The following is a 24187-nucleotide window of genomic DNA, read 5'->3' as shown; positions in this document are numbered from 1 at the left end:
CATCTGCTCGTATTTTAGAACACGAGCATCTGCTCGTACAACGTTAGCAGGGCTGGACGCCGGCATCGTCTGCCCGAGCGCCGCCCAGAGACCACTGGAGACCCCGTGACCGTGGCACCGCCGTCCGACACCGTCCTCGAACGCCTCGGCGAGGTGACCTATCGCCGCCGCTGGCCGGTGCTGATCGGCGCGCTCGTCGTGCTCACCGGACTCGTCGCGGTCGCCGCCGGCGCACTGTCATCGTTCGTGCTGAATCGCTGGGAGGCGGCCGGGAGTGAGTCAGTCGCAGCGCAGGAGGTGCTGCGGGAGGAGTTCGCCACCGGCAACTCCAACCTGATCCTCCTGATCACGGCCGTGGACGGCGACGTCGACGATGCGGCCGTGGTGGAGTCCGCGACGGTCGTCGCCGACGAGTTGTCCCGCGAGGACGCCGTGGGCGATGTGTGGTCGTACTGGTCGCTGGGTGGCGATGCCACGTTACGCAGCGACGACGGCGCCTCGGCTCTGGTGCTCGCCCACGTGACCGGTGATGCGACCCACGCTCGTGCGGCCATCGCCGAGTACATCCCGGACTACACCCGCCAGGACGCGGCGATCACCGTGCAGGTGGCGGGCTCGGAGGCGGCCTCGACGCAGATCAGCGCCCAGGCCACGCAGGACTTCGTGCGGGCGGAGCTCATCATCATCCCGCTCATGCTCGTCCTGCTCGTGCTCATCTACCGACGCGTCAGTTCGGCGCTGCTCACACTCGGTGTGGGCCTGTTCTCGGTGATCGCGACGCTGGCCGGGCTGCGGGCGCTCACCGCCGTGGTCGAGATCGCGAGCTTCGCCTCCAACATCGTGCTCGTCATGGGCATCGGGCTCGGGGTGGACTACAGCATGTTCGTGATCTCCCGGTTCCGTGAGGCGCTCGCCCGAGGTGCGACCGTCCGCCTGGCCCTGCGGGAGACGCTCAACACGGCCGGCCGCACGGTGGTCTTCAGCGGACTGACGGTGGCCGCCTCGGTCGCGGTCCTACTCGCGCTGCCGTTCCCGTTCCTGCGCTCCTTCGCCTTCGCCGGCGTGCTCACCGTGATCACGGCCGCCGTCGGGGCGCTCGTCATCCTCCCCGCTGCGCTCGCGGTCCTGGGTGAACGGATGACGCGCAGGGGTGTCACGGTCCCCGCGCAGATGCCGATCGAGCAGGGCCGCTGGTACCGGCTCGGTCAGCGGGTCATGCGCCGACCGGTGATCTGGGGCGGGGTAGCCCTGCTCGCGCTGCTCGCCCTGGCCGCTCCCGCCCTCGGCGTACAGATCGGCGTCCCCGACGATCGAGTGCTCGCTCAGGGATCCTCGGTGCGCGCCACCTATGAGCAGTTGCGTGCCGACTTCGGTGCCGAGGCCAACGATGCGCTCCAGGTGGTCCAGACCGGTGCCGGGGCACCCGCGGACGCAGAGGTGGAGGTCTATGCCGCCGAGATGTCCCGTATCGACGGGGTCGCCCAGGTGAACTCCGCGGTCGGCGTCTACGTCGATGGGACCAGGGTCGGGGACGGTGACGAACGGCTCGAGTCCGGGCACCGGCAGCGTCTCGAGGCGGTTCCGGTGCGCGCCGATCTCGACGACGACGCGGATCGGATCGTCGGCGAGGTGCGCTCGTTGGGGAGCCCGTTCGAACAGGTCCTGGTGGGCGGCTACCCGGCCCAGCTCGTCGACTTCCGGGAAGCTCTGCTGGAGCGGCTTCCGCTCATCGCCGGCCTCATCCTGCTCGTCACCTTCGTGCTGCTGTTCCTCCTCACCGGAAGCCTGCTGATCCCGCTCAAGGCCACGGTGCTGAACCTGCTCAGCGTCGGGGTGATGTTCGGCGTGCTGACCGCGGTGTTCCAGAACGGCTTCCTCGCGGACGTGATCGGCTTCACGCCGATCGGCACCCTCGACCCGGCCTTCCCGATCCTGATGTTCTGCGTCGTCTACGGGCTCTCGATGGACTACGAGGTGTTCATGGTGTCCCGCATCCGGGAGGAGTACGAACGCACGGGGGACAACGACCGTGCCGTGCTCGCGGGCCTGCAGCGCAGCGCCCCGCTCATCACCGCGGCGGCCGTCACCCTCGCAGTCTCGTTCGGCGTCTACGCGACCGGGTCGGTCATGTACCTGCAGATGATCGGCATCGGTGTCGCCGTCGCGATCGTCGTCGACGCGACCGTCATTCGCGGCATTCTCGTCCCCGCCCTCATGCGCCTCGCCGGAGACGCCAACTGGTGGGCGCCTGCGTTCCTCACGCCGGTCTTCCGCCGATTCGGCCTCCGTGAGGAATCCGCGTCCCCGGCCCTTGGCTAGTGGTGTCCCACTACTCGACGAGTTCGCTGAGCTCGTACCACCGGTTCTCGAGCTCGGTCAGCTCCGCCTCCAGGGTGCGGATCCGCTCCGTCTCGGCGGCGAGGCCCACGTAGTCGGAGTGATCGTGGTCGGCAAGTGCGGTGCGGGTGGTGTCGATCTGCGCCTGCAGTTTCGCGAGCCGCCGTTCGACCGATGCGAGCTCCTTCTGCGTCGCGCGCAGTTGCGCTCCGCTCTGGCCACCGCCCCCAGGACGCGCCGCCGGCTGGTCGGCCGACGCTGCCTGCTCCCGGTGCTCGCGCAGTCGCAGGTACTCGTCCACCCCGCCGGGCAGGTGCCGCAGCCGGCCGTCGATGATGGCGTACTGCTGGTCCGTGATCCGCTCCAGCAGGTACCGGTCGTGGGAGACCACGATGAGCGTGCCGGGCCAGGAGTCCAGCACGTCCTCCATGGCCGCGAGCATGTCCGTGTCCACGTCGTTGGTGGGCTCGTCGAGCACGAGCACGTTCGGCTCCGAGAGCAGGATCAGGAGGAACTGCAGTCGCCGCTTCTGGCCGCCGGACAGCTCGCCGACGCGGGCGGACAGGTGCTCCCGGGCGAAGCCCAGTCGCTCCAGCAGCTGGGCCGGCGTCATCTCCTTGCCGTCCACCAGGTAGGTGGTCTTGGTCCGGGCGAGGACGTCACGGACCCGGTCCCCGCCGATCTCCGCGAGTTCGGTGAACTGCTGGTCGAGCATCGCCAGCTGCACGGTCTTCCCGCGCTTGACCCGGCCCGAGTCGGGCTGCAGGGTGCCGGCGATCACGGCCAGCAGGGTCGACTTGCCCGCACCGTTCGCCCCGAGGATCGCGGTGCGTTCACCCGGGGCGATCCGCCACTCGATGCCGCGCAGCACCGGCTTGTCGCCGTAGGCCACGGACACGTCGAGCAGGTCGACGACGTCCTTGCCCAGGCGGGCGGTCGCCAGCCGGGACAGCGCCACCCGGTCGCGGATCGGAGGCACGTCCTCGATCAGCTGGTTGGCGGCGTCGATGCGGAACTTCGGCTTCGACGTCCGGGCCGGCGGGCCGCGGCGCAGCCAGGCCAGTTCCTTGCGCATCAGGTTCTGCCGCTTGCTCTCGACGGAGGCGGCCTGCCGGTCCCGCTCGACGCGCTGGAGCACGTACGCCGCGTAGCCGCCCTCGAACGGTTCCACGATCCGGTCGTGGACCTCCCACGTGGCGGTCGCCACCTCATCGAGGAACCAGCGGTCGTGGGTGACCACGAGCAGCCCGCCGGCGTTCGGCGCCCACCGGGTACGCAGGTGCCCGGCCAGCCAGGTGATGCCCTCGACGTCGAGGTGGTTGGTCGGCTCGTCGAGCGCGACGATGTCCCAGTCGTCGACGAGCAGCGCGGCCAGCGCGACCCGGCGCCGCTGCCCACCGCTGAGCGAACCCACCGTCGCGTCCCACCCGATGTCCGAGACCAGACCCGCGATGACGTCCCGCACCCGGGCATCGCCCGCCCACTCGTGCTCGGGCCGCGTCCCGACGATCGACGCGCCCACGGTCAGCGCGGGGTCGAGGGTGTCGCCCTGGTCGAGCACCGCCATCCGCACGCCACCGCGCCTCGTGACCCGGCCGCCGTCGGGCTGGATCCGCCCGGCGAGCATGCCGAGCAGGCTCGACTTGCCGTCGCCGTTGCGACCGACGATCCCGATCCGGTCGCCCTCGTCGATCCCGGCGGTCACCGAGTCGAACACGACCCGAGTCGGATATTCGAGGTGGAGGGCCTCGGCCCCCAGGAGATGCGCCATCGGGTCAAGAGTAGACGCGCCCGAGCCTGCCGCCGAACGCGCGGTTGCCACGTTCCAACGGCCGCCGGGGAGGGGGGGAACTGCGCGCTGGGCCGCCGGAGCTCGGTGGGGAGGGACGGCAGGGTGAGGAGGGGAGGAGGCGACGGCGGGGGCCGGCCTGGGAAGGTCGGCGTCAGCTCTCGAACGGCGTGAGCAGGGTGCGCAGCGTCGCTGCGAGTTCGGCGCTCTCGTCCGGGCGCAGCCGCTCGAGGAGCGCCGCCTCGCGGGCGAGCAGGTCGGTCATGGCCGCGTCCACGATCTCCTGCCCGCGCTGCGTCAGCCGGACCAGCACCACCCGGCGGTCCCCGGGCCCGGAGTGCCTCAGTACCAGGCCGTGGTCGACGAGCCGGTCGATCCGGTTCGTCATGGTGCCCGAGGAGACGAGGGTCTGGGTGAGCAGGGTGCCGGGGGTGAGCTCGTAGGGGGCGCCGGCACGACGCAGCGCCGACAGCACGTCGAACTCCCAGACCTCGAGCCCGTGCTCGGCGAACGCGGCCCGGCGGGCCAGATCGAGGTGTCGGGACAGCCGGGAGACCCGGGAGAACACTCGCAACGGGTCCACGTCGAGGTCGGGGCGCTCACGCTCCCACGCCTCGACGATCCGATCGACCTCGTCGTGTCCGGTCATGTCCAGAGATTACTCGATATCGAGAGACTTCCCGGGCGCGCCGAACCGAGGAGCCCGAGCCCGACCTGGCTCCGTGAGGGCCGGCGGCTCAGCGGGCCAGGGCGTCCTTGAGCTTCATCCGGCCACCGGTGTTCAGGACGGCCCGCGAGTAGACCCGGCCCGCCAGCCACACCAGCAGCGGCACGAAGGCGACGCAGAGCGCGATCGAGAGCGCGAGCTCCCAGACCTCGACCGAGTCGAATGCCTGCCGTACCGGCATCATGAACGGGGCGAAGAACGGGACCTGGGACAGGATCCGCACCACGGGCGAGTCCGGGAGGCTCGGGACCAGGTAGATGGCGAGGTAGAACGGCGCCATCATCCCGAAGATCATCGGGGTGGTCACCGCACCGATGTCCTCCTGCCGGGACACCAGGGCCGCGAACCCGCCGAACAGCACGGCGTACAGGGCGAAGCCGAGGAAGAACCAGACCAGCATCCAGACGAACGCGCTGCCGAGGTTCAGGTCCACGCCTTCGAGCAGACCGGTGGCTGCGGCGGCGATCGCGGCGGCGCCCCCGAAGACCAACAGCTGCACGAGGCCGACGATCCCGATGCCGAGCACCTTGCCGCCCATCAGCTGGGCCGGCCGGATCGTGGCGAGCAGGATCTCCACGACCCGGCTCACCTTCTCCTCCACCACGCCCATCGCGATCAGTGAGCCGCTCTGCAGGAGCGTGAACAGCAGCAGCGCGCAGGTGACCATGGCCACGATGAACGCGTACGGGTCGAACTCCGACTCATCCGTGGACAGCGCCTGGACGGTCGGCGCCGCCGCCGCGACGTCGGCGCCGATCTGGGACGGATCCCCGTCCAGTTCGGTGATCGCACTCGACATCACGTACTGCTGCGCCGCGGTCGTCAGTGCGGTCAGCAGTTCCGGAGCGGGGGAGTCCTCGACGAGCAGCACCGGGGCCTGCGGGTCCCCGGAGACGAACGCGGCCAGGTCGCCGTCGTTGATCGCCGTGGTGGCGTCGCCGGAGGTGGTCTCGCTGAGGACGATCGGGTAGCCGGCAGCCTCCGCTGCCGCCATCAGCGCGGGACTCAGCTCCGAGGTCTCGGCCGCGATGCCCACCTGCTCGCCCTCGGAGACCGCGTCGTTGTCACCGATGATCTTGACCGCGACCACACCGGCGACGATCAGCACCAGCACCACGAGGGTGGAGATGATGGTCGCCTTCGCGAACAGACGGGTACGGACCTCGCGGGCGGCGACCTGCCAGACGACGTTCACGCGGCATTCTCCTCGGTGGCTGGGGTCTCGTCGGCGGAGACCACGTGCCGGAACAGGTCGGTCAGGGTGGGGCGCACCTGCGTGAACTCCCGCACGGGGGAGTGCGCCAGCGCCGCCTGCAGGATCGCCTGCTCGGCCCCCGCCGCAGGTGAGGTCAGCTCGAGGACCGTTGCTGCGCCGTCGACGTCCAGCACCGTGGTGTGCGGTATCGCATCCGCCCATCCGGGTGGGGCGTCCGGCGCCACCACCCGCCAGCGTGAGAAGTCGGTGGTGCGCAGCTCGTCGATGGTGCCCAGCGCCACCATCTCGCCACCGCGGACGATGCCGACCCGGTCGCAGAGCCGCTCGACCAGGTCGAGCTGGTGTGAGGAGAACACCGTGGGAACACCGGCGGCGGCGCGCTCGTGGAGCACGCCGCTCATGACGTCCACGGCGACCGGGTCCAGGCCGGAGAACGGCTCGTCGAGGACCAGGACCTGCGGATCATGCACGAGTGCGGCGGCCAGCTGTACCCGCTGCTGGTTCCCGAGCGAGAGCTTCTGCACCTCGTCGCCGCGCCGGGCGGCCACCCCGAGTACCTCGGTCCAATGGTCGACGGCGGTGCGTGCGTCCGCGGCGGACATGCCGTGCAGGCGGGCCAGGTAGGTGAGCTGCTCGGCCACCTTCATCTTCGGGTACAGGCCGCGCTCCTCCGGCATGTAGCCGACCCGGCGGCGCATCTGGAGGTCGAGCGGGCGCCCGTCCCAGCGCACCTCGCCGGAGTCGGGGCGGAGCACGCCGAGGGCGATCCGCATCGTGGTGGTCTTCCCGGCGCCGTTCGAGCCGACGAAGCCGAAGATCTCGCCGGACTCCACGGAGAACGTCATGTCCTTCAGAGCACGGAGCGTTCCGTAACTCTTGTTCAGGTGGTCGATCTCGAGGGTTGCCACAGGGCCGGATCCTCCGGTCGGTGAGGTGGGTCGTTCCGACGCTAGCGCACCCGGGAAAGGCGTGCCTTACCCATTGCCAACCGTGCGGTCAGCCTCCCTGACGTCGCCGGACCGCCGCCGGGGTCAGCCGCGGCTCCACCTCGAGGGCACGCAGGCCGTTCCAGGCGAGGTTCACCAGGTGCGCGGCCACCACCTGCTTGTCCGGCGAACGCGCCTCCAGCCACCACTGTCCGGTCAGCGCGATCATGCCCACCAGCATCTGCGCGTACATCGGGGCGTTCGCCGGGTCGAAGCCCTGCCGCCGGAACTGATCCGCCAGCACCGACTCCACCTGGGTGGCGACGTCCCCGATCAGCGAGGAGAACGTCCCGGTGGCCTGCGCCACGGGGGAGTCGCGCACCAGGATCCGGAACCCGTCCGTGTTCTTCTCGATGTAGTCGAGGAGCGCCAGGGCGGTGGCCTCCACGGTGACCCGCGGGTGGCCGCCTCGCTTCAGCGGTCCGATCAGCGCGGTGAGCAGGGTCTGCACCTCACGGTCGACGATGACGGCGTACACACCCTCCTTGCCGCCGAAGTGCTCGTAGACCACCGGCTTGGAGACCTTCGCACGGGCTGCGATCTCCTCGACGCTGGTGCCCTCGAAGCCACGCTCGGCGAACAATGACCGGGAGACCCCGAGGAGTTGCTCGCGGCGCTCGCTGCCGGTCATCCGGGGGCGGCTGGGGCGTCGCGGGGTGTCGGCCATGAGCCCATCATGCCGTGCGGCCTGCGGGCGTGATGGAGCACGTCAGGAAGTTTGGCAGACTGGTCCCCGGTCTTCGCCCGCGGATCCTCGTCGGCGCAGGCCCGTTCCGCCCTGGTGTAATGGCAGCACGCCGGCCTTTGGTGCCGTGTGGTCCGGGTTCGAATCCTGGGGGCGGAGCCGCCGGTGGCGTGCGGCTGCGGCGTGGCGGGTCCGTTGCCGCGGCTACAGTGGGCGCGTGAGCCTGAAGCGTCCCGCCGCCGTCCTCGTACTCGCCGCAGGTCAGGGCACCCGGATGAAATCCGCTACCCCGAAGGTGCTGCACAGCATCGGTGGGCGATCCCTCGTGGGCCACGCGATCGCCAGCTCCCGGGGCCTGGACCCCGAACACCTCGTGGTGGTCGTGCGCCACGAGCGCGACCTGGTCGCCGCCCATGTGCAGGAGTTCGACCCCGAGGTGCTGATCGCCGACCAGGACGAGATCCCGGGCACGGGCCGCGCGGCGCAGTGCGCGATGGCGGTTGCCGACGCCGCCGCGCAGAGCCGTACCGTCGCGGACTCCGACGGCCCGGCACCGCTGGGTGGGGCGGGTGAGGGCCTGGCCGGCCCGGTCGTGATCGTCGCCGGCGACGTGCCGCTCCTGGACACCGGCACCCTCGCTGCGCTCCTGGAGGCCCACCTCGAGGACGGCAACGCCGTGACCGTGCTGACCACGGTCGTGCCCGACCCGACCGGCTACGGACGGATCGTCCGTGAGGACGGCACGGGCGACGTCGTCGGGATCGTGGAACAGAAGGACACGACGGCCGAGCAGGCGGAGATCGACGAGATCAACAGTGCCGTGTACGTCATGGACGCGGCCGTGCTCCGGAACGCGCTCGGCCGCCTCGGCCGTGACAACGCCCAGGGCGAGGTCTACCTGACCGACGTGATCGCCATCGCCCGGGAGGACGGCCACCACGTGCGGGCCGTGATCGCCGAGGACTCGCTGCTCGTCGAGGGTGTCAACGACCGGGTCCAGCTCGCCACGCTCGGCGCCGAGCTGAACCGCCGGATCCTCACGGACTGGATGCGCGCCGGCGTCACCGTGGTGGACCCGGCCAGCACCTGGGTGGACGCCGACGTCGAGCTCGCCCCGGACGTCACGCTGCTGCCGGGCACCCAGCTGCACGGGGCCACCCAGATCGGCGCCGGCGCCACGATCGGCCCGGACACGACGCTGCGGGACGTGCAGGTCGGCGAGAACGCGAGCGTGGTCCGCACGCACGGGTCCGAGTCCCAGATCGGCGACGGTGCCAGTGTTGGCCCGTTCGCCTACCTGCGCCCCGGTGCGATCCTCGGCGCCGAGGGCAAGATCGGCACGTTCGTCGAGGTGAAGAACTCCGAGATCGGGGAGCGCTCGAAGGTGCCGCACCTGTCCTACATCGGGGACGCCACGATCGGCCACGACTCGAACGTCGGCGCCGCGAGCGTCACCGTGAACTACGACGGCGTGCGCAAGCACCGCACCGTGATCGGCTCGCACGCCCGGACCGGCGCGGACAACATGTTCGTGGCACCCGTCACCGTGGGGGACGGCGCCTACTCCGGTGCCGGCACCGTGGTGCGGCGGGACGTCCCGCCGGGGGCGCTCGCCGTCAGCCAGGGATCGCAGCGCAACATCGAGGGCTGGGTGACCAGCCGCCGGCCGGGCACGCCCGCAGCCGAGGCCGCCACCGCGGCCGGCCACCCGGCGGCCGAGTCGCTCTCCCCGCAGGCCCGCGCCGAGCGCGAGCGCGGCGCCACGTCCTGAGCACAACAATCCCCCCACGAGGCGCGAGGAGCCACGATCGATGACAGGTATCACCAGCCACGGCGAGAATCGACTCGTCCTCGTCTCCGGCCGTGCGCATCCCGAACTCGCGGCCGCGGTGGCCGACGAGCTGGGTATCGAGGTGGTCCCGACCACGGCCTACGACTTCGCCAACGGTGAGATCTACGTCCGGTTCGCCGAGAGCGTGCGCGGCGCCGACGCGTTCGTGCTGCAGTCCCACACGGCTCCGATCAACGAGTGGATCATGGAGCAGCTGCTCATGGTCGACGCGCTCAAGCGGGCGTCCGTGAAGTCGATCACCGCGGTCGTGCCGTTCTACGGATACGCCCGTCAGGACAAGAAGCACCGCGGCCGCGAGCCGATCTCCGCGCGGCTGATGGCGGACCTGTTCAAGACCGCCGGGGCCAACCGCATCATGAGCGTGGACCTGCACGCCGCGCAGACCCAGGGCTTCTTCGACGGCCCGGTGGACCACCTGTGGGCGATGCCGATCCTCACCGACTACGTCCGGACCCGCGTCGACGTCGCGAACGCAGCCGTGGTCTCGCCGGACGCCGGCCGGATCCGGGTCGCCGAGCAGTGGGCTGCCAAGCTCGGTGGCGTGCCCCTGGCGTTCGTCCACAAGACCCGCGACATCAACCGCCCGAACCAGGCCGTGGCCAACCGGGTGGTCGGCGAGGTCGCGGACCGCGACTGCGTGCTGGTCGACGACCTGATCGACACCGGCGGCACCATCGCCGAGGCCGTGAAGGTGCTCACCGCCGCGGGCGCCCGCAGCGTGATCGTCGCCGCGACCCACGGGGTGCTCTCCGACCCGGCCGTGAGCCGGCTCCAGGAGAGCGGTGCCCGCGAGGTCATCATCACCGACACGCTGCCGATCCCGGTCGAGAAGCGGTTCGCGAAGCTGACCGTCCTGTCCATCGCCCCGCTGCTCGGCCGCGCGATCCGCGAGGTGTTCGACGACGGCTCCGTCACCAGCCTGTTCGACGGGGTCTGAGGCCCACTAGGCTGCAGCGATGACGACCGACGGCGGCATCGTCGTCACCGGGACCGGTGGCGTTGACGTACAGCCCGACGTGGTGCACGCCGACCTCGGTGTCACCGTGAGCGGACCGGACCTGTCCGAGGTCCTGCCCACGGCGGAGCAGGGCCTCGCCCGGATCCGCGACGGGCTGCTCGCGCGCGGCGTCGACCGAAGCGACCTGCGCACCACCCAGACCTCGATCTGGCACGAGGACCGCACCACGGACACCGGTGAACCGGCGCCCAGCCGGGTCCACGTGCGGCTCGGGCTGCGCGCCGTGCTGCGGGACGTGGGCGCCTCGGGTGGGCAGGTCCATGCGGCACTGGCCGACGGCGGACCGGTCGCCCGGATCGATTCGCTCACCTTCGGTATCTCTGAGCCCGCGCAGGCGCAGGCCCAGGCCCGCGCGGCGGCGTTCGCCGACGCGCGCCGCCGGGCCGAGCAGTACGCGGACCTGGCCGGTCGCGCCCTGGGTGCCGTGGTGGCCGTTCACGAGGGCGGCTCGGACGTGGTGCCGGGCATGCCGAAGGCGCGGGCGTTCGCGGCGGCGGCGTCGATGCCGGTCGAGGGTGGCGAGCAGACCGTGGGCGCGAGCGTGACGGTGCACTGGGACTGGGCGGACGGCCCCGGCGCCTGACGCCGGCGCCGGGACGGCGCCACGCACTGTGACGAAGACCGGATCCGCCCGGTTTCCGCCAACTCGCCTGTGCGGGTAGGATGTCCAGGTTGCCTCGGCGAGGGATGCCGGGCGGCCGCACGCGCAGCCGCCGGGTCCGTGATCGACGTGGTGGAGCGCGACCGTGAGCCGCCCGCCCGACGTCCCGCGCTGAGGCCACCCGCCGCCCCCACCATCTTTGGAGAAGACATCCATGTCTGAGAGCAACGAGAACGTCCTGAAGGCCACCGTCCGTACCGAGTTCGGCAAGGGCGCCGCTCGCCGCACCCGCCGCGCGGGCCTCATCCCCGCCGTGCTGTACGGCCACGGCACCGACCCGGTGCACCTGTCGCTGCCGGACCACGCTACGTTCCTGGCGCTGAAGGGCAACGCGAACGCCCTGCTCACGCTGGACTTCGGAGACAACCACGAGCTCGCACTGGTCAAGGACGTGCAGCGCGACGCCATCCGCCGCACCATCGACCACCTCGACCTCATCCTCGTCCGTCGTGGCGAGAAGGTCATCGTCGACGTGCCCGTCGTGATCATCGGTGAGACCGCCCCCGGCACCATCCACACCCTCGACATGCAGACCATCAGCCTGCAGGCCGAGGCGACCAACCTGCCCGAGCACGTCGAGGTCAACATCGAGGGCCTCGAGGAGGGCAGCATCGTCCGCGTGGGCGAGCTGACCCTGCCGGCCGGCTCGGTGCTCGAGGTCGACCCCGAATCGGTGGTCATCAACGTGACCGTGCCGCGCGCCTCCGCCGAGGACCTGGAGGCCGACGCCGAGGCCGAGGCTGCCGGCGAGGCTGCCGGTGCTGCGGGCGAGGCCGCTGCCCCGGCCGGAGCCGACGAGCAGGCCTGAGCCTCTCGGCACAGTCATGAGCGTCTGGTTGGTGGTGGGCCTGGGTAACCCCGGGCCCACCTATGCCGGGAACCGGCACAACGTCGGTCAGATGGTCCTCGACGTGCTCGCCCGGGACGTCCCCGGCTCCTTCACGACGCACAAGGCCGGCGCCACCGTGCTGGACGGTCGCCTGGGCACCCTGCCGGGCGGTGCGCCCGGCCCGCGCGTGGTCCTGGCCAAGCCGTCCAGCTACATGAACGTCTCCGGCCGCCCCGTCGCGGGGCTCTGCCGGTTCTACGACGTGGAACCCGACCACCTCCTGGTCATCCACGACGAGCTCGACCTGCCCGCCACCACGCTGCGGCTCAAGCGCGGTGGGGGCGAGGGCGGCCACAACGGACTGAAGTCCATCTCGCAGGCCCTCGGCGACCGCGACTACCTGCGGCTGCGCGTCGGCATCGGCCGCCCGCCCGGCCGGATGGACCCGGCCGACTACGTGCTGCGGGACTTCTCCGCCGCCGAGCGCGCCGAGCTCGGCGTCACCCTCGAGGAGGCCGCCGACGCCGTCCGGGACGTGCTGTCCATCGGGCTGGAGAAGGCCCAGACGGCGCTGCACACCGCGAGGGCCTGAGCCCGCCCGGCCGAGGCCGGCAATCGGGACTTGCTACCCTCCCCTGCATGGGGACGCCGGATCAGGGGCCATGGACGGGTGCGTCGTCGCACCAGCAAGCCGGTCAGCAGCGACCGGCCGGGCAGCACGGCACCCACGCGCCTCAACCGGGCCCGTCCGCGCCGGTGCCGCAGCACGGCCCCCATGCGACGGCGCCTGCGCCGGGTCCCTATGCACCATCGCCGCTCGGCACGTCCGCCGAGCCGCCGGCCCGGACCGGCCTGGGCCTGTTGCTCCTCGCGCCGGCCGCCATCGCCCTGCTCCTGGGTCAGATCATCCCCACCGTGCGCCTCTTCATCTCCAGCCTCCAGGAGCGTGCGCTCCTCGGCGGCGGGGTCTTCGTCGGGCTCGACAACTACGGGCAGATCCCACCCGAGCTGCTGACCGGTCTGCTGGTCGGCGCCGCGGCCGGCCTCGCCCCGGCGCTCCTCGGCTTCGGCGTGGGGATGCTCATCGGTCGGCTCCTGGCGAAGGCGTCGGCCCGCGCGGCCGCGATCGGCCTCGGCATCCTCGGCGCCGGCCTCGTGACCATGGCCCCGTTCTCGTACGGCTTCGGCGTCGGCCCGCTCGCCCGGGGTGACGGCGCCGGGATCGTCCTCGGCTTCCTCGCCGTCGGGCTCGGGGCAGCACTGCTCGTCGGGGCCCTCGTCGGGCGGCTCGTGGACGGACCCGGCCGCGGTCGCGCCACCGCGCTGGCGCTCGTCGGAACCGGGCTCGCTGGGATCGCCGTCGGCTGGCAGACCTTCACGCCCTACATCGTCGGAGGCGACCGCGAGCTTCCTGGCGCGTTGATCTATGAGAGTGCCTTCCTCTACGCCGACGCCGGGGTGGCCGGCGCGATCGCGATCGTGGTGCTGATCCCGCTCGTGCTCTTCGGGCTGCTCGGGACCGCTCTGGTGGTCGGCACGCGTTACCGCATCGAGCCACCGCCGGTCCCGCGCACCGATGGCGCGGCGGGCATCGTTGGGGTAGTGCTCGCGGCGGTCGCGCTGGTCGGCCTGATCCTGGTCGCGCTGCCCTGGCTGACCAGCCTCGGTCTGCCGGAGGAAGAGCTCGGAATCTCGGCGGCCGGGGTGTTCGTGACGACGTGGGGCAGCGCACTGGGCAACGCGCTGGTGGGCACCGCGATCGCCGCCGCCGGTGGGTACGCCATCGGCTACCTGCGCCCGTTCGGCCCGCGAAGCGAACGGGTCCTCTGGTTCTTCGCGCCGTGGCTGTTCGTGGGCCTAGGAGCACTCGCGCCCGCCTACTTCCTGATCCTGCGGGACCTCAACTGGCTGAACCGGCCGACTCTCGAGCCGCCGTTCCTGACGATCGGCGCCCTGTTCCTGTTCACGTTCCTGTTCGCTGCGGTCCGGCGCAGCCCGGACCGGCGCAGCGCCCCGCGAGTCGCCGGCCTGACTGTGCTCGGGGTGTTCGCCATCGAGACGTGGCTGGGTCCGCAGGGCGCACTGTGGCCGTACCTGAGTTCGTTCAGCCCGGACTCCCAGCACGCCGTCCTGGTGCTGACGCAGTTGTTCTCGCGGCGGTTCGAGACCGGATCCGTGCTCGGTCTGCTGACCCCGGTGCCGCTGGTGGTGCTCTTCGCCGCCGCCTTCGCGCTCCTGACCTCGCAGCTGGCGCGCGTGCGGATCGTCAGTGCGGACGCGGGCAGCACGGGCTGGCCGGGTCCGTACGCCGCCCAGCCGGGCCAGTACGTCGCGCAGCCGGGTCCGTACGCCGGGCAGCCGGGTCCGTACGCCGGGCAGCCGGGTCCGTACGCCGGGCAGCCGGGTCCGTACGCCGGGCAGCCGGGTCCGTACGCCGGGCAGCCGGGTCCGTACGCCGGGCAGCCGGGTTCGTACGGCGCGCAACTGGGCCAATACGGCGCCCCGCCGGACCCAGCCGTCCGAAACCCGGGCCAGCAGCCCCCGGCCGGACCCACCCCGGGAGGCCCATCCGCACCGACCCATTGATGCAATCGAGGTGCTCGGCACACAATCAGTCCAAGCACCACCACTCCTCGCCCGGCTGGGGGGCCGCCTGGGGAGGCTACGAAGGGAGGCGTAGATGTCCGTGAACGACGAGGTTCGTATCCAAGAGATCCGCCGGTATCGCGATCAGTTGCTGATCGGCGTCAACACGAGTCCGGATCCCACCGAGACCCGGATCCTGAGTAGGCGGCTGCGCGCGGTCGACACCCTGCTCGGCGACATCGAGGGCCGGTGGGGCCCGCCCATCCTCAGTTCACTGCCGAGCCGAGTATGGTCACGTCGTCCGGGTGCTCGGCCAGGTACTGCGACAGCGCATCGGTGGCCACGGCGTCCATGAGGGCGTCGAAACGCGCCTGGTCCAGGACCACGATCGACTGCTGCCCGTCCGGGCTGCGGCCGGTGCCCTCGACCGGCACGGTCAGGTAGTCCATCGAGCCCGGGCGCAGGTCCCGCAGACTGAGCGCGAGGTCGCGCATGGTGGCGACCGTGAAGCCCTCGTCGACGGACAGGCTCGAGGAGACCGCGTCGAGCAGGCTCGTCAGCTGCATCGGGTCGGCGAGGACATCGGTGCGGAACGCCTGCGAGACCATCGCACGCATCCAGTTCTGCTGCCGGGCAACCCGGTCGAAGTCGCCGCCGGGCAGGTCATAGCGCTGCCTGGCGTAGGCCAGTGCCTGCTCCCCGGTGAGCGTGTGCGTCCCGGGAGCCAGGGTCACACCGGCGTTGTCGAGACCGTTCGGCAGGTCGATCTCCACGCCGCCGAGCTCGTCGGTGAGCACGGCGAAGGACTCAAAGTCCGCGACGGCGAAGTGGTCGATGTGCACACCGGTGAGGTCCTCGACGGTCTGGATCAGCAACGCGGGCCCGCCGAAGGAGAACGCGGCGTTGATCTTGTTCTCGCCGTGACCGGGGATCGGCACCCAGGAGTCCCGGGGGATCGACATGACCTGCGCCGACTGCCGGTCGCCGGCGATGTGGACCAGCATGATCGCGTCGGTGCGCTGCGCACCATAGGACCACTGGCTGGGATCACCGGCGGAGATCCGGCTGTCCGACCCGAGCATGAGGATGTTCACGGCCGCCCCGACCGGCTCCTCGGTGGCGCCCTCTCCGGCCTCGGCGCCCGCGCTGGGCCGATCGGTCAGACCCTCGAACGGATCTTCGATCCAGTCGATGTTCGCCGATATCCGGTTCTGGATCACCGCGATGGTGGCGATCAGTCCTCCGAGTAGCACGACGATCAGGCCGGCGGCGACGAGCAGCGCGACTCGCGTGCGGCTGACCCGCCTCCGCCCCCGCCTCGGACCGGACCCGGCCTCGGGCTCGGGAAGCGCGTCGGTCTCGTCGTCGCCCTGTGGGTCTGTGGCCATGTCTGCAACCTCGGATTCTGGCCACCACCGGCCTTGCGCCCAGGATACAAGCGACTTCCCGCGGCGGGCGTACGCTTGAGGGCGCACCTGACCCGGCCCGAGATTCGGTCCGGGCTCGACGTGTGCGGCAAACGGGGGCAAGCAGTCTCCCGCACCGCCCTGGAAGGAAGCCTCGCGTGCCCAAGAACCTCACCGGAATCCTGCCTGCACTGCGCGCCGACGACGGCGTGCGCGAGCTCCTGGAGTCGCTGTCTGCCCGCGGCGCGATCGACGTCTCCGCGTCGGTCGGGGTCCGTGCCCCGCTGCTCGCCGAGCTCGCCGGTCGCGGCACCCGGCCGCTGGTGGTGGTCGTGGCGACCGGTCGCGAGGGCGACGAGCTCGCCGCCGCACTGGCCGCCTACCTCGATCCGGCGGACGTGGCGGTGTTCCCGTCCTGGGAGACCCTCCCGCACGAGCGGCTCTCGCCGCGCAGCGACACGGTCGCGCGCCGTATCGCCGTGCTGCGTCGGCTCGCCCACGCGGAGCCGCTCGCCCTCGCAGGGGAAGAGCCCACGCCCGACGGCGGAGCGTCCGCGGGTGCCGCGCGCACCGGGGCGGGTGGGTCGACCCGCCCGATCCGGGTGCTGATCCTGCCCGTGCGTGCGGCACTCCAGCCGGTGGTCGCCGGGCTCGGCGACCTGGAGCCGGTGGCGCTGCGCGCGGGCGACACCGCACCGATGGAGGACGTCGTATCCCGGCTCGTGGCCGCCGCCTACACCCGGGTGGACATGGTGGAACGTCGCGGCGAGTTCGCCGTCCGTGGTGGTCTGCTGGACGTGTTCGCGCCCACCGAGGACCACCCGCAGCGGATCGAGTTCTGGGGTGACGACGTGGAGGAGATCCGCTGGTTCTCGGCCGCCGACCAGCGTTCGCTCGAGGTGAGTGAGGATGGCATCTGGGCGCCGCCGACCCGGGAGATCCTGCTCACCGACGCGGTTCGGGCCCGGGCCGCGGCCCTCGTCGAGCGGTTGCCCGGAGCCGGCGAGCTGCTTGAGAAGCTCAGCCAGGGGATCGCCGTCGACGGCATGGAATCCCTCGCCCCGGTCCTGGTTGACCGGATGGAGCCGGTTCTGGATCTGGTCCCGGCCGACTCGCTGCTGATCATCAACGACCCGGAGCGGGTCCGCCGCCGCGCCCACGACCTGGTCGCGACCACCGAGGAGTTCCTCGCCGCCGCGTGGACCTCGGCCGCGGCCGGGGCGAACACCCCGCTGGACCTGTCGGAGGCGAGCTTCGCCACCATCGCCCAGGTGCGCGACGTCGCCGCGCGCCGCGGACTCGGCTGGTGGACGTTCGGCTCGTTCGCCGGCGACGCCGAGCTCGAAGAACTCCTCGACGACGATGACGAGCTCGACGCCCGCACCGTCACGGTGGCGTCCCGGGACGTGGAGGGCTACCGCGGCGAGACCGAACGGGCCGTCGCGGACCTGCGCAACCTTACCGGCGCCGCCTGGCGCCTGGTGCTCGTCACCGAAGGTGCCGGGCCCGCCCGCCGCATGGTGGAGCAGCTCCTCGATGGCGACGTGCCAGCCCGGCTCGTCTCCGCCGTCGAACCGGCCCAGGGCGACGCCCACCCGGGCGAGGCACCCGACCTGCCGCCGACCGGCGTCGTGCTCGTGACCACCGCGAGCGTGGGTCGCGGCTTCGTCTCGGAACCGCTCAAACTGGCCGTGTTCACCGAGGCCGACCTGACCGGCCGGGCCGGCACCTCCACCCGGGACATGCGCCGGATGCCGTCGAAGCGACGCAACGTCGTCGACCCGCTCGCGCTGCGCCCGGGCGACTATGTGGTGCACGAGCAGCACGGCGTCGGGAAGTTCGTGGAGCTGGTCCAGCGGACCATCGGGACCGGGCGCACCGCCGCCACCCGCGAATACCTGGTGATCGAGTACGCGGCCTCCAAGCGCGGTCAGCCGGGGGACCGGCTCTACGTGCCCAGCGACGCCCTCGACCAGGTGACCAAGTACACCGGCGGGGAGTCGCCGTCGGTGAACAAGATGGGCGGCTCGGACTGGGCCAAGACGAAGGGCCGGGCCCGCAAGGCGATCAAGGAGATCGCCGGCGAGCTGATCCGGCTGTACTCGGCCCGGATGGCCACGAAGGGACACGCGTTCGCGCCGGACTCCCCGTGGCAGCGCGAGCTGGAGGACGCGTTCGCGTTCGTTGAGACCCCGGACCAGGTGATCACCATCGACGAGGTCAAGGCGGACATGGAGAAGGCGGTCCCGATGGACCGGCTGATCAGCGGGGACGTCGGCTACGGCAAGACCGAGATCGCCGTGCGGGCCGCGTTCAAGGCCGTCCAGGACGGCAAGCAGGTGGCCGTGCTGGTGCCCACGACATTGCTCGTGCAGCAGCACTTCGACACGTTCTCCGAGCGGTACGCCGGGTTCCCCGTGGTGGTCAAGGGCCTGTCCCGGTTCCAGAGCGACGCCGAGGCCCGGGCCATCAAGGAAGGCATCAGCGACGGCACGGTCGACGTGGTCATCGGCACGCACCGGCTGCTCACCGGGGAGGTGCACTTCAAGGACCTCGGCCTGGTGGTCGTGGACGAGGAGCAGCGCTTCGGGGTGGAGCACAAGGAGACGCTCAAGCAGATGCGCACGAACGTGGACGTGCTCGCGATGAGCGCCACCCCGATCCCGCGGACCCTGGAGATGGCCGTCACCGGGATCCGGGAGATGTCCACCCTGGCCACCCCGCCGGAGGAGCGGCACCCGGTGCTCACGTTCGTGGGCGCCTACGCGGAGAAGCAGATCGCGGCCGCGATCCGGCGCGAGCTGCTGCGTGAGGGGCAGGTCTTCTACGTGCACAACCGGGTCGAGTCGATCGACCGGACCGCCTCGAAACTCGCCGAGCTCGTGCCCGACGCGAGGATCGCCGTCGCTCACGGGAAGATGGGCGAGCACCAGCTCGAGCAGGTCATCATGGACTTCTGGGAGAAGAGGTTCGACGTCCTGGTCTGCACCACGATCGTGGAGACCGGCCTGGACATCTCGAACGCGAACACCCTGATCGTCGAACGCTCGGACGTGCTCGGCCTGTCCCAGCTGCACCAGCTCCGGGGCCGGGTGGGCCGCGGGCGCGAGCGCGCCTACGCCTACTTCCTCTACCCCCCGGAACGCCCGCTCACCGAGACCGCACACGACCGGTTGCAGACCATCGCCGCGCACACCGACCTCGGCTCGGGCACCGCCATCGCCATGAAGGACCTGGAGATCCGTGGCGCCGGGAACCTGCTCGGCGGGGAGCAGTCCGGGCACATCGCCGGCGTCGGCTTCGACCTGTACGTGCGGATGGTCTCCGAGGCGGTCGCGAACTTCCGCGGCGAGGTGCCCGAGGAGCTGCCCGAGCTGAAGGTGGAACTGCCGATCGACGCGCACCTGCCGCATGAGTACATCGCGCACGAGCGGCTCCGGCTGGAGGCGTACACGAAGATCGCGAAGGCCGGGGACGCCGCGGCGATCGACGCCATCCGGGAGGAGCTCGTCGACCGGTACGGCCCGGTGCCCGAGCCCGTCGAGCGGTTGTTCGCCGTCGCCGCGCTGCGGGTCAAGGCCCGCGCCGCCGGGCTCGTGGACATGACCGCGCAGGGCAAGTACATCCGGTTCGCGCCGGTCGACCTGGCCGAGTCTGCCCAGTTGCGGCTCAAGCGTCTCTACCCCGGGACCATCCTCAAGCCGGCGGTGCGCACCGCGCTGGTGCCGGCCCCGACGACCTCCCGTGTCGGCGGTACCTCGCTGCGGGACGAGCAGCTGATCACCTGGGTCACCGATCTGATCGACGCCGTGCTGGTCCCGGGTGCGACGGTCGCCGCTGCCGCGAAGGTGGCAAGCTCCTCGTAGGACGAGCGTCGCGCCGAGGAAGTGCCTGCCGCCGTCAAGCAGTACCTGCCGCCTGACACAGAACGGTAGATCGTCCTTCCTCAGGCTGCAGGTACTGCGTGAGCGATCGGTTCACGCAGTGCGGCGGGGGGCTCAGCGGCGGCCCGGGTCGAGTGCCGGTAGGCCGGCGCTCTCGAGGTACCGGGCCAGGTCGATCAGAGGCTGCCCGTCGTGGCTGCCGATGGACTCGGGCTTCCACCGGCTGACGCTGGACATGGTCAGCCGGGAGCTGTGCGCGAGGAAGAACTTGGCAGACGACGGGTAACGGGCGTTGATGCTGTGCTCGGCGATGCTCAGGACCCGCTGCACGGTGGCGACGTCTGCCTCGGGTGCGACGTCGTGGTTCGCGCACAGCCACGCGACGAGTTCGGGATAGATGTTCGCCGCGTAGCCGCTGAAGCCTGCACCGCCGGCACGAAGGCTCTCGACGAGGGAGGAGATCTCCGCGTTGTAGTGGCGGAGCGGGGTGCCGGCCAGGACCTCGATCCGTGCCGCCATCACGTCGACCCGGTGGCTGGTGTCCTTGTAGAACGTGAACCTGCCGGTCTCGGCCAGCCACCGGACGGTCTCGAGCGTGAGCAACCGCTTGTAGGGCACGGGGCACTCGTACACCCCGAAGTCGAGGTCGGGCACCCGGTCGAGGATCCGCTCGGTGGCACGGATCCACGCCGCGTCGTCCTCGTCGGGGGCGGCCAGCAACGGGCTCACCAGGACGGCGGCGGTCACCCCGGCATCCGCCAGTCCGGCGGCGGCCTCGGCCGTCTCGTCCGGGTCGGCACCGATCGCCGAGGCGATCACTGGTACCCGACCGTCGACCGTCTCGACGACTCGACGGGCGAGCTCCAGGCGCTCGACAGGCGTGAGGTCGTACATCTCGCTGGACAGGGCGACGGTGAAGACACCGGCAGACCCCAGCTTCACGAGCCAGTCGGCGTAGGCCGCGACCTGGTCCCAGTCGATCGAGCGATCGGCGCGGAACGGGGTCAGCATGACGGGCCAGGCGCCGTCGGGCAGGAGTGTGGGCACGAGAGTCCTTTCGGGACGGGCTGGGGTCAGCCCTTGAGGGAACCGCTGATGAGGTCCAGCCGCCAGTAGCGCTGGAGGAACAGGAAGAGCGCGATCAGGGGTACGACGGCGAGCAGGCACCCCATGATCACGAAGCTGTACACGTTGGTCTGGTCCGAGCCCTGGTTCATCATCGAGTAGAAGCCGACCGTGAGCGGCATCATGTCGCTGCGGGTGACCATGATGAACGGCAGCAGGAAGTTGTTCCAGATCCCCACGAACTGGAGCAGGAACACGGTGATCAGGCCCGGAGCCATCATCGGCAGCGCCACCGACCGGAACAGGCGGAACTCGCGGGCGCCGTCCAGGCGGGCCGACTCGATCACCTCGTCGGAGACCGCACCGGCGGTGAACACCCGGGTCAGGTAGATGCTGAACGGGCTGATCATCGCGGGCAGCAGGATCGACCACCGGGTGCCCGCGAGCCCGAGCTGGGACAGCAGCAGGTACTGCGGGATGGCCACGATCACCCCGGGCACCAGGACGCCGACGAGCAGGTACCCGAACACGAGCCGCTTGCCCGGGAACTCGTACTTGGCCAGCGCGAACCCGGCGAGCGCGGCCACGGCGGTCGCGGCGACCGCGCCGCCGCCGGCGTAGATCAGGCTGTTCAGGCACCACTGCCAGAAGGCACCGCCGGCGTACTGCGACAGGCCGACCAGATTGTCGATGAACCCGCCGTTGAAGCTCGGGGCGAGGGAGAAGGTCGAGAAGAGCTCGTCGGGCCGCTTCGTGGCGGCCGAGATCAGCCAGTACACGGGCAGGAGGCAGTAGGCCGCGCCGATCAGCAGGATGGCCGTCGGCAGGATCCCGGAGGAGGTGCGGGCCCGGGCCGGGGCTACCGCCACGACCCGGTCGCCGGTGCGGGGCAGGGTGGTGGTCATGAGCGGCTCTCCGACCCGAAGGCCCGGCGTTGGGCGATGCCGAGCAGCAGGAACGACGCGGCCAGCGTGACCACGGTGATGATGATCGCGAGCGCGGACGCGCCGTAGAGGTCATTGGTGATGAACGCGTCCCGATAGACCACCATCATCGGCACCCAGTCGGACCCGATCGCGGTCGAGAGCGTCACCATCGTGTTCGGCTCGCTGAACACCTGCAGCGCACCGATCACCGTGAACATCCCGGTGAGGATCAGGCCGGGCACGACCAGCGGCACCTTGATCCGGATGGCCAGCTGCCACTCGCTGCAGCCGTCGATCCGGGCCGCGTCGTACAGCTCGTTCGGCAGCCCGCGCAGGGCGGTGTACAGGATCACCATGTTGAAGCCGACCGCGCCCCAGATCGCGATGTTGGCGATCGAGGCGATGATGCCCGAGTGCCCGAGGAAGTCGGGCCGGGGTAGCCCCAGGGCAGCCGCGACGTCATGGAAGGGGCTGACCCCCGGCAGGTACATGAATCCCCACATGAGCGCCGCGATCACCCCCGGGACCGCATAGGGAACGAAGATCGAGATGCGGGAGAACCGGGTCAGTCTGCTCGAGACGTTGTCGAGCAGGAGCGCGAACACGAGTGCGAGCACCATCGCGGTCGGGACGAAGATCACCGCGAATCCGAGCAGCCGGCCGAACGAGGGCAGCAGGTCGGCTCGGCCGAGGACCCGCACGTAGTTCTCGATCCCGACGAAGACCTCCTCGGCGACACCGAGGCCACCACCGGTGATCCGGGTCGCGTGCAGGCTCCGCCATACGGTGTACCCGATCGGCACCGTCAGCAGCGCGGTCGCGAGGATGAGGGCCGGTGCCAGGAACAGGTACGGGGCGAGCCGGAGCCGGCTCCTCCGGCTGGTCAGCGACGTCATTCGATCGTGTACCCGAGTGTCTCGAGGTCGCTGACCACCGAGGTCTCGACCGTCTCGAGTGCGTCCCGGAACGGGGTCCCGTTCGCGATCGCGTCGCTGAACGCGTTGTTGAACGTGTCGAACCCCGCCGCGACGTTCGGCCCCCAGGTGACCTCGACCGTGTACTCGTCGATCTGCGCCGCGAGGTCGTAGAAGTCCGGCTGGTTCGCCATGAAGCTCGGCGGCTCCGCGAGCCCGTCGAGGTCCCGGCCGCTGAGTGCCGCGGGCCAGATGTTCGCGTGCTCGATGTAGGCGTTCAGTGCCTCGTCCGAGGTGTTGAGCCAGAGGGCGAACTCCCGGGCCTGCTCCGGATGGTCGGACTGCGTGGTCACGATCGTGCCGGAGCCGCCCATCACGCCGGCTGCCGGCGCGTCCAGGGTCCACTGGGGCAGCGCCACCGCCTGCCAGAGGCCTGCAGTCTCCGGGGCGTTCTGCTCGATGAGCGGCGGCGTCCAGACTGCGCCGAGCCAGCTGACGAGAGTGCCGTCGGCCAGTGCGGCCTGCCATTCGGGGGTGTAGGTCTTCATGGTGGCGACCACGCCCTCGTCGACGAGTCCCTCCCAGTAGTCCGCGACCTGGCCGCTGGCGTCGCCGGCGATGTCCACCGACCAGGCGTCTCCGCTCTGGGACCACCACTGGGCGCCGGCCTGCTGGCTGAGCGCGGCGAACAATTGCGCGTCGTTGGCCGGGAACGTGGCCAGATAGGTGTCCGGGTCCGCGGCGTGGATGGTCCGGGCCGCCTGCGCGTACTCGTCCCAGGTGGTCGGCGCCTCGATGCCGTGCTCGGCGAAGACGTCGGTGCGGTAGAACAGCATCTGCGGCGAGGTCCCCTGGGGAACGGCGTAGTTGACGCCTCCGAAGGTGGTGAGGTTCCAGGCCGGCCCGGCCGTCTCCGCCTCGCGGTCGCCCATGACGTCCGAGACGTCGGCCGCGATGTCGTTGATGATCAGGCTCGGCAGGTTGTCGTAGGTCGTGTTGGAGACGTCCGGGAGGTTGCCTGCCTCGGCGGCCGCGAGCAGCTTGGCCGTGATCTCGGCCCCGGCGACAGCGGTGTTGACCTCGACCTGGATGTCCGGGTTGGCCTCGTTCCAGACGGCCACGACCTGCTCGATGTTGGGGGCCCAGGACCAGTACTCCAGGACCACCGGGCCTTCGTCCGCATCGGATCCGGAGCACCCGGCGAGGACCAGGGCCGAGGCTGCGAGGGCGCCCGTGAGGACGGCTGAACGTGTTCGTCGCGTTGGCATGTACACCACTCCTTCGTGCTGACATCTGAGGTTTCGGA

At 70.9% G+C, this 24187-nt stretch carries 18 protein-coding genes and 1 tRNA gene; 9 read left to right on the top strand and 10 right to left on the bottom strand.

The window, feature by feature from the left end; translation table 11 throughout:
• The first annotated feature begins 105 nt into the window (after positions 1 to 105).
• Positions 106 to 2319 carry an MMPL family transporter gene (locus KCQ71_RS11010; protein ID WP_223405743.1) on the top strand — a complete coding sequence of 738 codons (2214 nt, stop codon included), beginning with the start codon at positions 106 to 108 and terminating at the stop codon, positions 2317 to 2319.
• 10 nt (positions 2320 to 2329) lie between these two features.
• Here KCQ71_RS11010 and KCQ71_RS11005 read toward each other — a convergent pair whose 3' ends face one another.
• From KCQ71_RS11005 to KCQ71_RS10985, 5 genes are all read right to left on the bottom strand, one after another.
• Positions 2330 to 4108: an ABC-F family ATP-binding cassette domain-containing protein gene (locus KCQ71_RS11005; protein WP_223405741.1), complete on the bottom strand. Its 1779-nt coding sequence runs from the start codon at positions 4106 to 4108 to the stop codon at positions 2330 to 2332.
• Positions 4109 to 4280: 172 nt separating this feature from the next.
• Complete coding sequence (locus KCQ71_RS11000; protein WP_154795398.1) at positions 4281 to 4775, bottom strand: MarR family winged helix-turn-helix transcriptional regulator; 495 nt, start codon at positions 4773 to 4775, stop codon at positions 4281 to 4283.
• Between the two features lie 88 nt (positions 4776 to 4863).
• A complete protein-coding gene (locus KCQ71_RS10995) occupies positions 4864 to 6048 on the bottom strand; it encodes an ABC transporter permease (RefSeq protein WP_223405739.1) in 1185 nt (394 codons plus the stop codon).
• Positions 6045 to 6977 carry an ABC transporter ATP-binding protein gene (locus KCQ71_RS10990; protein WP_223405737.1) on the bottom strand — a complete coding sequence of 311 codons (933 nt, stop codon included), beginning with the start codon at positions 6975 to 6977 and terminating at the stop codon, positions 6045 to 6047. The genes KCQ71_RS10995 and KCQ71_RS10990 overlap by 4 nt, the downstream gene beginning before the upstream one ends.
• 88 nt (positions 6978 to 7065) lie before the next feature.
• On the bottom strand, positions 7066 to 7686 hold the full coding sequence (locus KCQ71_RS10985; RefSeq protein ID WP_223405901.1) for a TetR/AcrR family transcriptional regulator: 621 nt from the start codon (positions 7684 to 7686) through the stop codon (positions 7066 to 7068).
• 141 nt (positions 7687 to 7827) lie between these two features.
• On the opposite strand from KCQ71_RS10985, the gene KCQ71_RS10980 reads away from it, so the two are divergent.
• The 7 genes from KCQ71_RS10980 (at position 7828) to KCQ71_RS10950 (ending at position 14686) form a co-directional block, all read left to right on the top strand.
• Positions 7828 to 7899, top strand: a tRNA-Gln gene (locus KCQ71_RS10980).
• A 58-nt stretch (positions 7900 to 7957) separates the two neighbouring features.
• Positions 7958 to 9511 (top strand): bifunctional UDP-N-acetylglucosamine diphosphorylase/glucosamine-1-phosphate N-acetyltransferase GlmU, encoded by a 1554-nt coding sequence (gene glmU, locus KCQ71_RS10975; protein WP_223405735.1) that lies wholly within the window; start codon positions 7958 to 7960, stop codon positions 9509 to 9511.
• A 40-nt stretch (positions 9512 to 9551) separates the two neighbouring features.
• Positions 9552 to 10529 carry a ribose-phosphate diphosphokinase gene (locus tag KCQ71_RS10970; RefSeq protein ID WP_223405733.1) on the top strand — a complete coding sequence of 326 codons (978 nt, stop codon included), beginning with the start codon at positions 9552 to 9554 and terminating at the stop codon, positions 10527 to 10529.
• 19 nt (positions 10530 to 10548) lie between these two features.
• Positions 10549 to 11193 carry an SIMPL domain-containing protein gene (locus KCQ71_RS10965; RefSeq protein WP_223405731.1) on the top strand — a complete coding sequence of 215 codons (645 nt, stop codon included), beginning with the start codon at positions 10549 to 10551 and terminating at the stop codon, positions 11191 to 11193.
• Positions 11194 to 11425: 232 nt separating this feature from the next.
• A complete protein-coding gene (locus KCQ71_RS10960) occupies positions 11426 to 12079 on the top strand; it encodes a 50S ribosomal protein L25/general stress protein Ctc (RefSeq protein WP_223405729.1) in 654 nt (217 codons plus the stop codon).
• Positions 12080 to 12095: 16 nt separating this feature from the next.
• Positions 12096 to 12692, top strand: a complete 597-nt coding sequence (gene pth, locus KCQ71_RS10955) for an aminoacyl-tRNA hydrolase (protein WP_223405727.1) — start codon at positions 12096 to 12098, stop codon at positions 12690 to 12692.
• A gap of 47 nt (positions 12693 to 12739) precedes the next feature.
• A complete protein-coding gene (locus tag KCQ71_RS10950; protein WP_223405725.1) occupies positions 12740 to 14686 on the top strand; it encodes a ribosomal eL19 family protein in 1947 nt (648 codons plus the stop codon).
• A 266-nt stretch (positions 14687 to 14952) separates the two neighbouring features.
• On the opposite strand, the gene KCQ71_RS10945 is transcribed toward KCQ71_RS10950, so the two are convergent.
• Complete coding sequence (locus KCQ71_RS10945; RefSeq protein WP_223405723.1) at positions 14953 to 16074, bottom strand: LCP family protein; 1122 nt, start codon at positions 16072 to 16074, stop codon at positions 14953 to 14955.
• A gap of 176 nt (positions 16075 to 16250) precedes the next feature.
• On the opposite strand from KCQ71_RS10945, the gene mfd reads away from it, so the two are divergent.
• Positions 16251 to 19958: a transcription-repair coupling factor gene (mfd, locus tag KCQ71_RS10940; RefSeq protein WP_223405721.1), complete on the top strand. Its 3708-nt coding sequence runs from the start codon at positions 16251 to 16253 to the stop codon at positions 19956 to 19958.
• A gap of 132 nt (positions 19959 to 20090) precedes the next feature.
• On the opposite strand, the gene KCQ71_RS10935 is transcribed toward mfd, so the two are convergent.
• The 4 genes from KCQ71_RS10935 to KCQ71_RS10920 are packed head-to-tail and all read right to left on the bottom strand — an operon-like array spanning position 20091 to position 24149.
• Positions 20091 to 21023, bottom strand: a complete 933-nt coding sequence (locus KCQ71_RS10935; RefSeq protein ID WP_223405719.1) for a dihydrodipicolinate synthase family protein — start codon at positions 21021 to 21023, stop codon at positions 20091 to 20093.
• Between the two features lie 26 nt (positions 21024 to 21049).
• The gene (locus KCQ71_RS10930; protein ID WP_223405717.1) at positions 21050 to 21946 is read right to left on the bottom strand and encodes a carbohydrate ABC transporter permease; all 897 of its coding nucleotides are present in this window, start codon (positions 21944 to 21946) and stop codon (positions 21050 to 21052) included.
• A complete protein-coding gene (locus KCQ71_RS10925; RefSeq protein WP_223405715.1) occupies positions 21943 to 22863 on the bottom strand; it encodes a carbohydrate ABC transporter permease in 921 nt (306 codons plus the stop codon). The genes KCQ71_RS10930 and KCQ71_RS10925 overlap by 4 nt, the downstream gene beginning before the upstream one ends.
• On the bottom strand, positions 22860 to 24149 hold the full coding sequence (locus KCQ71_RS10920) for an ABC transporter substrate-binding protein (protein ID WP_223405713.1): 1290 nt from the start codon (positions 24147 to 24149) through the stop codon (positions 22860 to 22862). Before KCQ71_RS10920 ends, KCQ71_RS10925 begins: the two co-directional genes overlap by 4 nt.
• Positions 24150 to 24187: the final 38 nt, after the last annotated feature.

The organism is Occultella gossypii (assembly GCF_019947135.1).
In the GTDB taxonomy this organism is placed as follows: Bacteria; Actinomycetota; Actinomycetes; order Actinomycetales; family Beutenbergiaceae; genus Occultella; species Occultella gossypii.
This window is presented reverse-complemented; position numbering and strand designations above follow the sequence as displayed.